General features: G+C 69.9%; 13 protein-coding genes, 1 rRNA gene and 1 riboswitch. Of the genes, 12 read left to right on the top strand and 2 right to left on the bottom strand.

Annotated features, from left to right (window positions below):
* The 6 genes from rrf to ACWV17_RS10775 form a co-directional block, all read left to right on the top strand.
* Positions 1-70: ribosomal RNA gene (gene rrf, locus ACWV17_RS10750) — 5S ribosomal RNA — on the top strand; the annotation flags it as partial.
* Between the two features lie 144 nt (positions 71-214).
* Positions 215-823: a CDP-alcohol phosphatidyltransferase family protein gene (locus ACWV17_RS10755; protein WP_455351889.1), complete on the top strand. Its 609-nt coding sequence runs from the start codon at positions 215-217 to the stop codon at positions 821-823.
* Between the two features lie 115 nt (positions 824-938).
* Positions 939-3,434 (top strand): sugar phosphate nucleotidyltransferase, encoded by a 2,496-nt coding sequence (locus ACWV17_RS10760; RefSeq protein WP_455351888.1) that lies wholly within the window; start codon positions 939-941, stop codon positions 3,432-3,434.
* A 97-nt stretch (positions 3,435-3,531) separates the two neighbouring features.
* Positions 3,532-4,452 (top strand): DUF881 domain-containing protein, encoded by a 921-nt coding sequence (locus ACWV17_RS10765; protein ID WP_455359462.1) that lies wholly within the window; start codon positions 3,532-3,534, stop codon positions 4,450-4,452.
* The gene (locus ACWV17_RS10770) at positions 4,449-4,781 is read left to right on the top strand and encodes a small basic family protein (protein ID WP_455351886.1); all 333 of its coding nucleotides are present in this window, start codon (positions 4,449-4,451) and stop codon (positions 4,779-4,781) included. Before ACWV17_RS10765 ends, ACWV17_RS10770 begins: the two co-directional genes overlap by 4 nt.
* 5 nt (positions 4,782-4,786) lie before the next feature.
* Positions 4,787-5,554: a DUF881 domain-containing protein gene (locus ACWV17_RS10775; RefSeq protein ID WP_455359463.1), complete on the top strand. Its 768-nt coding sequence runs from the start codon at positions 4,787-4,789 to the stop codon at positions 5,552-5,554.
* A 136-nt stretch (positions 5,555-5,690) separates the two neighbouring features.
* Here the strand turns inward: ACWV17_RS10775 and ACWV17_RS10780 are convergent, their stop codons facing one another.
* Positions 5,691-5,903, bottom strand: coding sequence for a hypothetical protein (locus tag ACWV17_RS10780; RefSeq protein WP_455351884.1), 213 nt, complete (start codon positions 5,901-5,903; stop codon positions 5,691-5,693).
* Positions 5,904-6,053: 150 nt separating this feature from the next.
* On the opposite strand from ACWV17_RS10780, the gene ACWV17_RS10785 reads away from it, so the two are divergent.
* The 5 genes from ACWV17_RS10785 (at position 6,054) to ACWV17_RS10805 (ending at position 10,381) form a co-directional block, all read left to right on the top strand.
* Entirely contained in the window at positions 6,054-6,593 is a 540-nt protein-coding gene (locus ACWV17_RS10785; protein ID WP_455351883.1) for an FHA domain-containing protein, read from the top strand.
* Positions 6,594-6,610: 17 nt separating this feature from the next.
* Positions 6,611-7,348 (top strand): transcriptional regulator FtsR, encoded by a 738-nt coding sequence (gene ftsR, locus ACWV17_RS10790; RefSeq protein WP_455351882.1) that lies wholly within the window; start codon positions 6,611-6,613, stop codon positions 7,346-7,348.
* Positions 7,349-7,400: 52 nt separating this feature from the next.
* The gene (locus ACWV17_RS10795) at positions 7,401-7,874 is read left to right on the top strand and encodes a bifunctional nuclease family protein (protein WP_455351881.1); all 474 of its coding nucleotides are present in this window, start codon (positions 7,401-7,403) and stop codon (positions 7,872-7,874) included.
* Between the two features lie 168 nt (positions 7,875-8,042).
* Positions 8,043-8,675: a MerR family transcriptional regulator gene (locus ACWV17_RS10800; RefSeq protein ID WP_455359464.1), complete on the top strand. Its 633-nt coding sequence runs from the start codon at positions 8,043-8,045 to the stop codon at positions 8,673-8,675.
* Between the two features lie 80 nt (positions 8,676-8,755).
* Positions 8,756-10,381 carry a DNA polymerase IV gene (locus tag ACWV17_RS10805; protein WP_455359465.1) on the top strand — a complete coding sequence of 542 codons (1,626 nt, stop codon included), beginning with the start codon at positions 8,756-8,758 and terminating at the stop codon, positions 10,379-10,381.
* Here ACWV17_RS10805 and ACWV17_RS10810 read toward each other — a convergent pair.
* Entirely contained in the window at positions 10,270-10,674 is a 405-nt protein-coding gene (locus ACWV17_RS10810) for a PRC-barrel domain-containing protein (RefSeq protein WP_455359466.1), read from the bottom strand. The genes ACWV17_RS10805 and ACWV17_RS10810 overlap by 112 nt on opposite strands.
* 113 nt (positions 10,675-10,787) lie before the next feature.
* Positions 10,788-10,886, top strand: a riboswitch (glycine riboswitch).
* A gap of 184 nt (positions 10,887-11,070) precedes the next feature.
* Between ACWV17_RS10810 and gcvP the strand changes: the two genes are divergently transcribed.
* Complete coding sequence (gcvP, locus tag ACWV17_RS10815) at positions 11,071-13,956, top strand: aminomethyl-transferring glycine dehydrogenase (protein WP_455359467.1); 2,886 nt, start codon at positions 11,071-11,073, stop codon at positions 13,954-13,956.
* Positions 13,957-13,962: the final 6 nt, after the last annotated feature.

Consider the following 13,962-nt stretch of genomic DNA (forward strand, 5'->3'; position numbering starts at 1 on the left):
GGAAGCTAAGCCTTTCAGCGCCGATGGTACTGCAGGGGGGACCCTGTGGGAGAGTAGGACGCCGCCGAACAATCATTGTGGGAAAGCCCCGCACCGTCATGGTGCGGGGCTTTTCTGCGTTCCGGGGCCGGCGGGAACCCCCTGCACCCGATGCCCGTGGCTGAAGGTAAGGTCATGGGGCATCGTTGGTACGTTTCCCACTGGAGGCCCCCGGGTGGAGGTCCAGGAGACCCGTGTTCAGACCGACCGGGTCCTCACCATCCCCAACATCCTGAGCATGGCTCGCCTGGCCGGCGTGCCCTTGTTCCTGTGGCTCATCCTGCTGCCCGAGTTCGGCGGGCCGAAGAGCGACGGCTGGGCCCTGCTCGTGCTGATGCTGAGTGGAGTGAGCGACTACCTCGACGGCAAGCTCGCGCGGCGCTGGAACCAGGTCAGCCGCCTCGGGCGGCTGCTCGACCCGGCTGCCGACCGGCTCTACATCCTTTCCACCCTGGTGGGACTGACCTGGCGGGAGATCCTGCCCCTCTGGCTGACCGCGGCCTTGCTGGCCCGCGAGCTGATGTTGCTGGTGATGGTGGGAATCCTCCGCCGGCACGGCTATCCGCCCCCGCAGGTGAACTTCCTGGGGAAGGCGGCGACGTTCAACCTTATGTATGCCTTCCCGTTGCTTCTGCTCAGCGACGGCGACTCCTGGCTCGCCTCACTTGCCGCAGTTTTCGGATGGGCGTTCGCAGGGTGGGGTACAACCCTCTATTGGTGGGCAGGGATCCTTTACGTGGTTCAGGTCCGCCGCCTGGTGAAGGCGGACGCTGCAGCCGACTGAGCTCGCCCGTGCGGCGCTGTGCAATGGCCCCGAACATCCGCAGTCTCATCTGCGGGGATGTCCGGACGGGTGCGGTCGGCTAGACCGTCGTCTCATCAAGGAGGACGCTTCCGACATGAAGGCCGTTGTGATGGCTGGTGGTGAAGGCACTCGCCTTCGCCCCATGACCTCGAGCATGCCCAAGCCGCTCCTGCCGGTGGCCAATCGGCCGATCATGGAGCATGTGCTGCGGCTGCTCAAGCGGCATGGGCTCAATGAGACCGTCGTGACCGTGCAGTTCCTGGCATCCCTGGTCAAGAACTACTTCGGTGACGGCGAAGAGCTCGGTATGGAGCTCACCTATGCCAACGAGGAGAAGCCACTCGGTACCGCGGGCAGCGTGAAGAATGCCGAGGAGGCGTTGAAGGACGACGCCTTCGTCGTCATTTCCGGCGATGCGCTTACCGACTTCGATCTGACGGACCTCATCAGGTTCCACAAGGAGAAGGGCGCGCTGGTCACGGTGTGCCTGACCCGGGTGCCCAATCCCCTCGAATTCGGTATCACGATCGTGGACGAGGAGGGCAAGGTCGAGCGCTTCCTGGAGAAGCCGACCTGGGGCCAGGTCTTCTCGGACACGGTGAACACGGGCATTTATGTCATGGAGCCGGAGGTCTTCAATTATGTGGAGGCTGATGTTCCGGTCGACTGGTCGGGCGATGTCTTCCCGCAGTTGATGAAGGAAGGCAAGCCGGTTTACGGGTACATCGCCGAGGGCTATTGGGAGGACGTCGGTACGCACGAGAGCTACGTCAAGGCTCAGGCCGACGTACTCGAAGGCAAGGTGGACGTCGACATCGACGGCTTCGAGATCTCACCCGGAGTGTGGGTCGCCGAGGGTGCCGAGGTGCATCCCGACGCGGTTCTCCGGGGGCCGCTGTACATCGGTGACTACGCGAAGGTCGAAGCCGACGCGGAGATCCGCGAGCACACGGTCGTCGGATCCAACGTGGTGGTGAAGACAGGTGCGTTCCTGCACCGGGCCGTCATTCACGACAACGTCTACATCGGCCAGCACAGCAATCTGCGTGGTTGTGTCATCGGCAAGAACACCGACATCATGCGGGCCGCCCGCATCGAGGACGGTGCGGTGATCGGTGACGAATGCCTGGTGGGTGAGGAATCGATCATCCAGGGCAATGTCCGCGTCTATCCGTTCAAGACGATCGAGGCCGGCGCGTTCGTCAACACCTCGGTCATCTGGGAGTCGCGCGGGCAGGCGCACCTCTTCGGTGCGCGCGGGGTCACCGGAATCCTGAACGTCGAGATCACACCGGAACTGGCCGTCAGACTCGCCGGTGCCTATGCCACCACGCTGAAGAAGGGCTCCACGGTCACCACGGCGCGTGACCACTCGCGTGGTGCCCGCGCGCTCAAGCGTGCGGTGATCTCGGCCCTGCAAGCCAGCGCCATCGACGTACGCGACCTTGAGAACGTGCCGCTGCCGGTCGCCCGGCAGCAGACCGCCCGGGGCAGCGCCGGCGGAATCATGGTGCGTACCTCGCCGGGTGTGCCCGACTCGGTGGACATCATGTTCTTCGACGAGCGGGGAGCGGACCTGTCGCAGGCCGGCCAGCGGAAGCTGGACCGGGTGTACGCGCGCCAGGAGTACCGGCGGGCCTTCCCCGGAGAGATCGGCGACCTCCAGTTCCCGGCCAGCGTCTTCGACTCGTACACCGGGTCGCTTCTGCGGCACGTGAACACGACCGGTGTGGCCGAGTCGGGCCTGAAGGTCGTCGTGGACGCGTCGAACGGCAGCGCCGGCCTGGTGCTGCCGAGCCTGCTGGGCCGGCTGGGCGTGGACTCCCTGGTCATCAACCCGGGACTCGACGAGTCCCGGCCGACCGAGACGCCCGACGCGCGGCGTTCGGGACTGGTGCGGCTCGGCGAGATCGTGGCTTCCGCCCGGGCGGCCTTCGGGGTGCGCTTCGATCCCGTGGGTGAGCGGCTGTCGCTGGTGGACGAACGCGGACGGATCATCGAGGACGACCGTGCCCTGCTGGTGCTTCTGGACCTGGTGGCGGCCGAGCGTCGCAGCGGGCGGGTGGCGCTGCCGGTGACGACGACCCGGATCGCCGAGCAGGTGGCCGCGTACCACGGGACCCAGGTCGAGTGGACGACGACGTCCCCGGACGACCTGACGCGGGTGGGCCGGGCGGAGACGACGATCTTCGGCGGGGACGGACGCGGCGGGTTCATCGTGCCCGAGTTCAGCAGCGTCTTCGACGGGGCGGCGGCCTTTGTGCAGCTGATCGGTCTGGTGGCCCGGACGCAGCTCACGCTGAGCCAGATCGACGCCCGCATTCCGCGGGCCCATGTGCTCCGCCGCGACCTGGCCACGCCGTGGGCGGTCAAGGGACTGGTCATGCGCAGCGTCGTGGAGGCGGCCGGAGACAGGTCGGTGGACACCACCGATGGCGTGCGGGTGGTCGAGGCCGACGGGCGCTGGGTGATGGTGCTGCCCGACCCCTCGGAGGCCGTCACCCATCTGTGGGCGGAAGGACCCGACGACGCGTCCGCGCAGGCCCTCCTCGACGAGTGGTCGGCCGTGGTCGACAGCGCAGGTCACTGACGCGCGAGCGGTGTGCCGGACGGCGACTGAGGACGCCGCCCGGCACACCGGTGGGGCCATTCGGCGGCAGCACCGCCGACGTGCGACGATGTGCGGCATGTCGCAGCACCCCCCCGTTCGGAGCACGGCCTCGCCGCCGCCGCGGCCCGATGCGTCCATGTCGCTGCTGACCTACGTGATGGACCACAGTCTCGACGACGGATACGCCGAGGCGTCCGCCCGCCGCAAGGCCGAAGGCAGTGCGGGAACGCCTCGGGCACTGCGGGCGAGGCTCGGGCTCGCGGCCGGTCTGGTGCTGGCCGCCTTCGTCGTGACGCTCGGTGCCGCGCAGGCGCAGATAACGGCTCCGGTCCTCGCCAAGGAGCGGCAGGAACTCATCGGCCGCATCGACCGGGAGACGTCGGCCGCCGACGCGCTGGAGAAGGACGGCGACCGCCTGAGCGAGGACGTGGCGCGCCGGCAGCGTGAAGCGCTCAAGAGGCACGGCGGTGACCAGACTGAACTCGTCGCCCTGCTGTCGGGCGCCACGGAAGTGCGCGGGCCCGGTGTGAAGCTCGTCGTCGACGACGCCAAGGACGCTTCCCAGGGGGGCGGCGGGCCGCGCGAGAGCGCCGGTTTCTCCGACACGGGCCGGGTACGGGACCGCGACATGCAGCGCGTCGTCAACGGGCTGTGGGAGTCCGGTGCCGAGGCGGTGTCGATCAACGGGCAGCGGCTGACGGCCCTGTCCGCGATCAGGGCGGCCGGCGACGCCATACTGGTCGACAACAAGCCGCTGGTGCCGCCGTACACGGTGCTCGCGGTGGGGGACGGCAAGAACCTGAGCACGAAGTTCCAGGACAGCGCCGATGGCCAGTACCTGCATGTGCTTCAGGAGAACTACGGGATCCGCACCGGCATTTCCGTCGAGGCCGAGGTGCGCCTCCCGGCTGCCCCGAGCCTGACCGTCCGTACAGCAGAGCCGAAGGCCGAGGGTGCCGATCAGGGCGCGGCCGACTCAGGGAAGGGTGCATCGTGATCGCGGTACTGGGCCTCGTGGTGGGAGTGGTGGTCGGACTGTTGGTCCGGCCCGAGGTACCGGCTGTGGTCGTGCCCTATCTTCCGATCGCCGTCGTAGCGGCGCTGGACGCGGTCTTCGGCGGATTGCGCGCGATGCTCGACGGCATCTTCGACGACAAGGTCTTCGTCGTCTCCTTCCTCTCCAACGTCGTGGTGGCCGCGCTGATCGTCTTCCTCGGGGACGAGTTGGGCGTGGGCGCCCAGTTGTCCACCGGTGTCGTCGTCGTCCTGGGCATCCGCATCTTCTCCAACGCTGCCGCGATCCGCCGGCACGTGTTCCGGGCGTGAGGCCGATGAGCACCGAGCCGACGCACACGGAAGAACCGTCCGGGACAGCGGAGCAGACGGGCCGCCGACGGCTCCTCGCCGCACTCTGGCCGCCGCGGGTGTCCAGGGCCCAACTCATCGTCGCGCTGCTGCTGTTCGTGCTGGGGCTGGGGCTGGCCATCCAGGTGCGCTCGAACAGTGACACCGGCGCGCTGCGCGGAGCCCGCCAGGAGGACCTGGTGCGCATCCTCGACGAGGTCGACGACCGCACACAGCGGCTGGAGGACGAGAAGCAGCGGCTGGAGGACCAGCGCACGGAACTGGAGAACAGTTCCGACCAGGCCGAAGAGGCGCGCAAGCAGACCGTGGAGAAGGAAGCGCAGCTCGGTGTGCTCGCCGGCACCGTGGCCGCGCAGGGGCCCGGCATCACGCTGACCGTCACCGACCGCAAGGGCCTGGTCGAGGCGGACATGCTGCTGGACGCGATCCAGGAGCTGCGGGCCGCCGGGGCCGAGGCGATCCAGGTCAACGACGTGCGGGTGGTGGCCAACAGCTTCTTCACCGACGACGAGGGCGGCGTGCGGGTGGACGGCCGCAAGATCGGTCCGCCTTTCGAGTTCAAGGCGATCGGCAAGCCGCAGGATCTGGAGCCGGCGCTCAACATCCCCGGCGGTGTGATCCAGACGCTGGAGAAGGAGCAGGCCACGGCCACCGTGACGCGTTCTCAGAAGATCGTTGTGGATGCCTTGCGACCGGCGAAGCGGCCTGACTACGCTCGGTCGTCATCGTCGTGAATCGGGGGCACATGGGGCCTGCGGGACGAGGGCAGGGGGTTGCGGGGGGTCGACGCACCGGAAGTGCGGTGCGTGGTGGAAACTGTCTGGTGGTCACGGACGTTGAAAGAATGTCCGGCTCGGCAGGTGTGTGCATTCAGGGTTCGTCCTGCCCCACGGGCGGGTCTGTTTCGGTCAAGGGGAATCGCCCGTGAAGTTGTTTGCGAAGTTGTTCGGCAGGAGCGCACGCGAGGACGGTGCCGGCGGCACCGCCAAGCATCGTGCGCCGCGTCATGGCGAAGCGGAGGAGCAGGGCGGCGACCGCCCGTTGTTCCGTGACGAGGTCGCCGGCCCGGGCGGTGACATTCACGGTGGCCAGGGCGCGTCTTCTGTTGACCCTGCGGCATCGGGCCGCATAGGTTTCGGGGAACCATCAACCTCAAGTACGGGTGGAGGGTTTACCCCCGACCCGTACGCATCCAGTGGCCCCGCGGGGCAGCCGCGGCAGGAGGATCCGTCCATGTCGGCCTTGCCGGTTTGTACCAGGTGCGGGCACCGCAACGCCGAGGCCAGTCGGTTCTGCTCCAACTGCGGAGCGCCGCTGCGGGCCGGGCTCACCCCCGAGCGCCCCTCGGAGACGACCTCGACCATCTCCATCTCGGGCCTTGAGGCGTACGAGGCGGAGGCGACGGGCCAGACCGCCGCGCCCTCGCTGTCCCCGGAGGCCCAGGCGGCGGTCGACGCCCTGCCGCTCGGCTCCGCCCTCCTGGTCGTGCGCCGCGGACCGAACTCGGGCAGCCGGTTCCTCCTCGACAGCGACCTGACCACGGCCGGCCGCCATCCGCAGAGCGACATCTTCCTGGACGACGTGACGGTCTCCCGGCGGCATGTGGAGTTCCGCAGGGGACCGGACGGCGGATTCACCGTGGCCGACGTCGGCAGCCTCAACGGCACCTACGTCAACCGTGAGCGAATCGACTCCGTCGCACTGGCGAACGGCGACGAGGTGCAGATCGGCAAGTACCGACTGGTCTTCTACGCGAGCCAGCGGGGCATCTGACCCGTCAGGGAAGGTCCATGCTGCGAACACCGACGGGCGGTGCCGGGCACGGCACCGCCACCGCGGGCGGGCGGCTGGTGAGCATCGGAACGGTGCTGAACCTGCTGCGCGACGAGTTTCCCGAAGTCACCATCTCCAAGATCCGGTTTCTGGAAACGGAAGGGCTCGTAGAGCCGCAGCGCACGCCCTCCGGTTACCGCAAGTTCAGCCCCGAGGACGTGGAGCGGCTCGCCCGGGTGCTGCGCATGCAGCGCGATCACTATCTTCCGCTGAAAGTCATCCGCGAGCATCTGGACACGACGGCCCGCGGGGAGCGGCCGCGCCTGCCCGGGCCGCAGCGGGAGCGGACGGCCGGAGCTCTCGATCAGGAGCCGGAGCAGCCGACCGTCCCACGGGTGGGCCGGGCCGAGCTGCTCGCCGCCGCCGAGGTCGGCGAGGAGCAGCTCGTCGAATGGGAGTCGTACGGCCTGATCGCGCCGGCCTCCGGGGGCGGCTACGACGCCGAGACGGTCACCGTGGCCCGACTGATCGCGGACCTCGGGCGTTTCGGCCTCGAGCCCCGCCATCTCCGGGCCATGAAGGCTGCCGCGGACCGGGAGGCGGGGCTGGTCGAGCAGGTGGTGGCGCCGCTGCGCAGGCACCGTAATCCGCAGACCAGGGCGCATGCCGAGGCCACCGTGAAAGAGCTTGCCGCCCTCTCCGTACGCCTCCATGCGGCGCTGGTGCAGACCTCCCTCGGGGTGCGCCTGCACTGACCCGGGGGAGCCCGACTACCCAAACCTGCCGGGCAGGTCCTAGGGTTGCTGTGTGAACGAGCTCGACGTTGTGGGTGTCCGGGTGGAAATGCCCTCCAACCAACCGATCGTGCTCCTGCGTGAAGTGGGAGGCGATCGGTACCTCCCCATCTGGATCGGACCGGGGGAGGCGACCGCGATCGCCTTCGCTCAGCAGGGCATGGCCCCCGCCAGACCGCTGACCCACGACCTGTTCAAGGACGTGCTGGAGGCGGTCGGACAGGAGCTGACCGAAGTCCGGATCACGGACCTGCGGGAAGGCGTCTTCTACGCGGAGCTGGTGTTCGCCAGCGGCGTGGAGGTCAGCGCGAGGCCCTCCGACGCCATAGCGCTGGCGCTGCGCACCGGAACGCCGATCTACGGCAGTGACGGCGTGCTGGACGACGCCGGTATCGCCATCCCGGACGAGCAGGAGGACGAGGTGGAGAAGTTCCGCGAGTTCCTCGACCAGATCTCACCGGAGGACTTCGGGACCAAGGGCCAGTGAGTTTCCCGCGGGGAGCCTTCGGCGCATTCGAGAAGCCTTTCCCCGTATGGGGATACGGGAAACCACTCTCAGGGTGATTATCACTCGGCGTGCCGAGTGTGGCGATCGTTGACGCACCCCTGGTGACTGCCTACCGTCGAGTGGGCAGGTCAAGGACGGAGGGTCGGCGTGAGTAGCAGCGGCGGCGGTACGGCGGGGGGTGCCTCCGGACGGAGTCCGGGGGGAAGCGGGCCGTTTCCGCTTCACAGCAGTGCGGCCGGCCCCACAGCCCGTCAGCAGGGCCCGGGGGGCCCCAACGGAGCAGCGACCGAACAGGTCGGCTACCGGGGGCCGACGGCGTGTGCGGCGGCGGGGATCACGTACAGGCAGCTCGACTACTGGGCGCGCACCGGACTGGTCGAGCCGAGTGTGCGGCCCGCTCATGGTTCGGGGACCCAGCGGCTGTACAGCTTCCGGGACGTCGTAGTCCTCAAGATCGTGAAGCGTTTCCTGGACACGGGGGTGGCTCTCCAGAACATCCGCACCGCGGTGCAGCATCTGCGTGCCCGCGGGTTCTCCGATCTGGAGCGGATGACGCTGATGAGCGACGGGGCCACGGTGTACGAGTGCACCTCGCCCGACGAGGTCGTCGACCTCCTCCAGGGCGGCCAGGGCGTCTTCGGGATCGCCGTGGGTGTGGTGTGGCGCGATGTCGAGAGCGCGTTGTCCCAGCTGCACGGCGAGCGCATCGACACCGGCGAGACGCTGGTCGGGCACCATCCGGCCGACGAGCTGGCCAGACGCCGCAACAGGGCGGTCTGAGGGGTCCGGGGCCGGTACGCGCGTGCGGGGCGTTGTTCACGTGCGGGGCGTTGTCAGTGGTGTAGGGCAGCATCGGTGATGTGAGAGCCGCGCCCACGATTCTGCATCTCGACATGGATGCCTTCTACGCCGCCGTGGAGCAGGCCGCGAAGCCCAGCCTGCGCGGCAAGCCGGTGGTGGTCGGCGGGCTGGGGCCGCGCGGGGTCGTCGCCACCGCGTCGTACGAGGCCAGGCGCTTCGGCGTGCACTCCGCGATGCCGATGGCGCAGGCCCGGCGGCTGGCCCCCAACGCGGCGTATCTGGTGCCCCGCTTCTCGCTGTACCGCGCGGTCAGCGACCAGGTGATGGAGCTGCTGGGCCGGCTGTCGCCGCTGGTCGAGCCGCTGAGCCTCGACGAGGCGTTCGTCGATCTGGAGGCGGGCGGGTCGGCCGACGACTCGGCGTCCGCGCGGGCGACCGGTGAGCGGCTGCGCCGGGACATCCTGGCGGGTACCGGGCTGACGGGTTCGGTGGGGCTCGCGGGGTCCAAGATGCTGGCCAAGATCGCCTCGGAGCAGGCCAAACCGGACGGTCTGGTGCTTGTCGAGCCGGGAACGGAGCGCGAGCTGCTGGCCCCCATGCCGGTCCGGACGCTGCCGGGAGTGGGGCCGGCCACCGGCGAGCATCTGCGGCGAGCCGGGATGACCACGATCGCGGAGCTGGCGGAGGCCGGGGAGGACGAGCTGGTCAGGCTGTTGGGGCGGGCACACGGGGGATCGCTGTACCGGATGGCGCAGGGGCTGGACGACCGGCCGGTGGTCGCCGAGCGGGATGCGAAATCGGTGTCCGTCGAGGACACGTTCGACGTCGACCTGCACGACAGGGGCCGGGTGCAGGCGGAAGTGCAGCGGCTCGCCGACCGGTGTACGCAGCGCCTGCGGGAGGCGGGGCGGTCCGGCCGCACGGTCGTGCTGAAGGTGCGCCGGTACGACTTCTCGACGCTGACCCGCTCGGAGACGCTGCGGGGACCGACGGACGACCGGACGGTGGTGCGCGAGGCCGCGGCGCGGCTGCTGGAGGCGGTGGACACCACGGGTGGGGTCCGGCTGCTGGGCGTGGGCGTCACGGGTCTGGCGGACTTCACGCAGGAGGATCTCTTCGCGCAGGCGGCGGGAGCGAATGCGGAGGCACCCCCCGAGCCGGCCGCGGCCCCGGCGGGGCCCCCGGCCGGCCCCGGTACGGAGGCCCCGGCGGCGCGTCCCGCGGGTGGGTCGCCCGCGGGTCCTGTCGGCGCCCATGCAGGCGACCCGGTCGTGGGCAGGGCCGGGCGCACCACTGGGCTTGCGGCCGAGCACCGGAGTGCGGACGAAGCGGGGCGCCATGCCGGCGTCGCGCAGGCTGCTGGGGAGTCGTTGGCGGAGCGGAGGTGGCCGGCCGGGCACGACGTCCGGCACGCCGTGTACGGGGCGGGATGGGTGCAGGGAAGTGGGGTGGGGCGGGTGACCGTACGGTTCGAGGAGCCCGGCTCGGAGCCGGGCCGGGTGCGGACGTTCAGAGTCGACGATCCCGAGCTGGAGCTGTCCGAGCCGTTGCCGCTCGTCGGCCGGGTCGCGGATCAGGCGTCGTCGGTGCCGGCGATCCGGCCGAAGTCCCGGTCCGGAGGAGTGGAGGCGGGGGAGGGCGGCGGACCCGCCAGCCCACCGGGGAAGGACACGTCGAGCCCGTAGTGGTGGTAGAGCTGAAGCTCCTGCTCCGGGGAGAGATGGCGGCCCACACCGAAGTCGGGCGCGTCCTTGATGAGCGCCCGTTCGAACGGAACCCGCAGGCCGCCTTCGACGACCTCGCTGGGCTCCAGCGGGACGAACGCGTCACGGCTGAACAGTCCGGTCCGTACGGCCGCCCACTCCGGCATTCCCGTGGCATCGTCGAGGTAGACCTCGTCAATGGTGCCGATCTTGGTGCCATTGCGGTCGAACGCCTTGCGGCCGATCAGGCTGCGCGGATCGATGTCGGTCTGCACGGTCCCTCCAATTGGTCGCAACTGCTCCGTAAAGACTACAAAAGTGCACATTTGGGGTGGCGGCCACTCGGGGGACCTTTACAGACGGCGCTGGTAGGCTGGCTGTCGGCTGCTGACCCCATGCGGGAGAGTCCTCCGAATGCAGTAGACGGAGGCGCCGAAGGAGCAAATCCTCCCCGGAATCTCTCAGGCACACGTACCGCACGGACGAGGTCACTCTGGAAAGCAGGGCGGGCGTCGGGCGGTACGTTCCGGATCCCCTCCTCACCGACGGTGAAAGCCGGCGCGCCTTGGGCGGGCCGGTGAAACTCTCAGGTTGAGATGACAGAGGGGGAGGCCGTCCGGGCACCCGCGCCGCGGTGCCCCTCGCAGGTCGTCAGACCAGGAGGCCTCCCGATGACCGCCAACCGCATTCCGCTCTCCCAGCTGGAACACGGCATTCCGTTCGAGCGCCGCCACATCGGCCCCGATGCCGAGGCCCAGGCCAAGATGCTCGCGCAGGTCGGCTACGGCTCGCTCGACGAGCTCACGGCCGCTGCGGTACCCGAGGTGATCAAGAGCGCAGAATCGCTTCGCCTTCCCGGCGCCCGCTCCGAGGCCGAGGTGCTCGCCGAGCTGCGTTCCCTCGCGGAGCGCAACCAGGTGCTCGCCCCGATGATCGGGCTCGGCTACTACGGCACCTTCACCCCGCCGGTGATCCTCCGCAACGTCATGGAGAACCCGGCCTGGTACACCGCGTACACCCCCTACCAGCCGGAGATCTCGCAGGGCCGCCTGGAGGCGCTGCTGAACTTCCAGACCATGGTCGCCGAGCTCACCGGGCTGCCCACCTCCGGCGCCTCGCTGCTCGACGAGGGCACCGCGGCCGCCGAGGCCATGTCGCTCTCCCGCCGCATGGGCAAGGTCAAGAACGGCGTCTTCCTCGTCGACGCGGACACGCTGCCGCAGACCATCGCCGTGATCGAGACCCGCGCCGAGCCGACCGGTGTCGAGGTCGTCGTCGCCGACCTCTCCCAGGGCATCCCGGCCGAGGCCGCCGAGCGCGGCGTCTTCGGTGTGCTGCTCCAGTACCCGGGCGCCTCCGGCCAGGTGCGCGATCTCCAGCCGGTGATCGAGCGGGCCCACGAGCTCGGCGCGGTCGTCACGGTCGCCGCCGACCTGCTCGCCCTGACCCTGCTGACCTCCCCCGGCGCGCTCGGCGCCGACATCGCGGTCGGCACCACCCAGCGCTTCGGCGTGCCGATGGGCTTCGGCGGACCGCACGCCGGCTTCATGGCCGTACGTGAGAAGTTCGCGCGCAGCCTGCCCGGCCGCCTGGTCGGCGTCTCCGTGGATGCCGACGGCAACAAGGCGTACCGCCTGGCCCTGCAGACCCGCGAGCAGCACATCCGCCGCGAGAAGGCCACCAGCAACATCTGTACCGCGCAGGTGCTGCTCGCCGTCATGGCCGGCATGTACGCCGTCTACCACGGCCCCGAGGGGCTGAAGGGCATCGCGCGGCGCACCCACCGGTACGCCGCGCTGCTCGCCGGGGGACTGCGGGCCGGCGGCGCCGAGGTCGTGCACGGTGCGTACTTCGACACGCTCACCGTACGGGTGCCCGGCCGGGCCGCCGCGGTCGTGGCCGCCGCCCGTGAGGGCGGGGTCAACCTGCGGCTGGTCGACGCCGACCACGTCTCCGTCGCGTGCGACGAGACCACCGGCCGCACCGAGATCGCGGCCGTCTGGGCCGCCTTCGGGGTCGAGGCCGACATCGAGGCCCTCGACGCGGAAGGCACCGACGCGCTGCCCGAGAGCCTGCTGCGCACCGACGACTACCTGACCCACCCGGTCTTCCACCAGCACCGCTCCGAGACCGCGATGCTGCGCTACCTGCGCAAGCTCGCCGACCGCGACTACGCGCTGGACCGCGGCATGATCCCGCTGGGCTCCTGCACCATGAAGCTCAACGCGACCACCGAGATGGAGCCGGTGACCTGGCCGGAGTTCGCGGCGCTGCACCCGTTCGCGCCGGTCGAGCAGGCTGCCGGCTACCTCACCCTCATCCGTGAGCTGGAGGAGCGGCTCGCGGAGGTCACCGGGTACGACAAGGTGTCGATCCAGCCCAACGCCGGTTCGCAGGGCGAGCTCGCGGGCCTGCTGGCCGTCCGCGCGTACCACCGCGCCAACGGCGACACCCAGCGCACCATCTGCCTGATCCCGTCCTCCGCGCACGGCACCAACGCCGCCAGTGCCGTGATGGCCGGGATGAAGGTCGTCGTGGTCAAGACCGCCGACGACGGCGAGGTGGACGCCGAGGACCTGCGCGCCAAGATCGAGCAGTACCGCGACGAGCTCTCCGTGCTCATGATCACCTACCCGTCCACGCACGGAGTGTTCGAGGAGCACGTCGCCGACATCTGCGCCGCCGTGCACGACGCCGGCGGCCAGGTGTACGTCGACGGCGCCAACCTCAACGCGCTGGTGGGCGTGGCGCAGCCGGGCAAGTTCGGCGGCGACGTCTCGCACCTCAACCTGCACAAGACCTTCTGCATCCCGCACGGCGGCGGCGGTCCGGGCGTCGGCCCGGTCGGTGTCCGGGCGCACCTAGCCCCGTACCTGCCGAACCACCCGCTGCAGCCGACCGCGGGACCGGAGACGGGCGTCGGCCCGATCTCGGCCGCCCCGTGGGGCTCGGCGGGCATCCTGCCGATCTCGTGGGCGTACGTCCGCCTGATGGGCGGCGAGGGTCTCAAGCGCGCCACCCAGGTCGCGGTGCTCGGCGCCAACTACATCGCCAAGCGGCTGGAGCCGCACTACCCGGTGCTGTACACCGGCCCGAACGGGCTGGTCGCCCACGAGTGCATCGTGGACCTGCGGCCGCTGTCGAAGGTCACCGGTGTCAGCGTCGACGACATCGCCAAGCGGCTGATCGACTACGGCTTCCACGCGCCCACCATGTCGTTCCCGGTGGCCGGCACGCTGATGATCGAGCCGACCGAGAGCGAGGACCTCGGTGAGCTCGACCGCTTCTGCGACGCCATGATCGCGATTCGCGGTGAGATCGAGCGGGTCGCCTCGGGCGAGTGGCCGGCCGACGACAACCCGCTGCGCCAGGCGCCGCACACGGCTGCCGCGCTGGGCGGCGAGTGGGAGCACGCCTACACCCGCGAGGAGGCGGTCTTCCCGGCCGGCGTCTCGGCGGCGGACAAGTACTGGCCGCCGGTGCGCCGGATCGACGGTGCCTTCGGCGACCGCAACCTCGTCTGCTCCTGCCCCCCGATGGACGAGTACGACAACTGACGGGTC

Source organism: Streptomyces mabaensis (assembly GCF_053763515.1).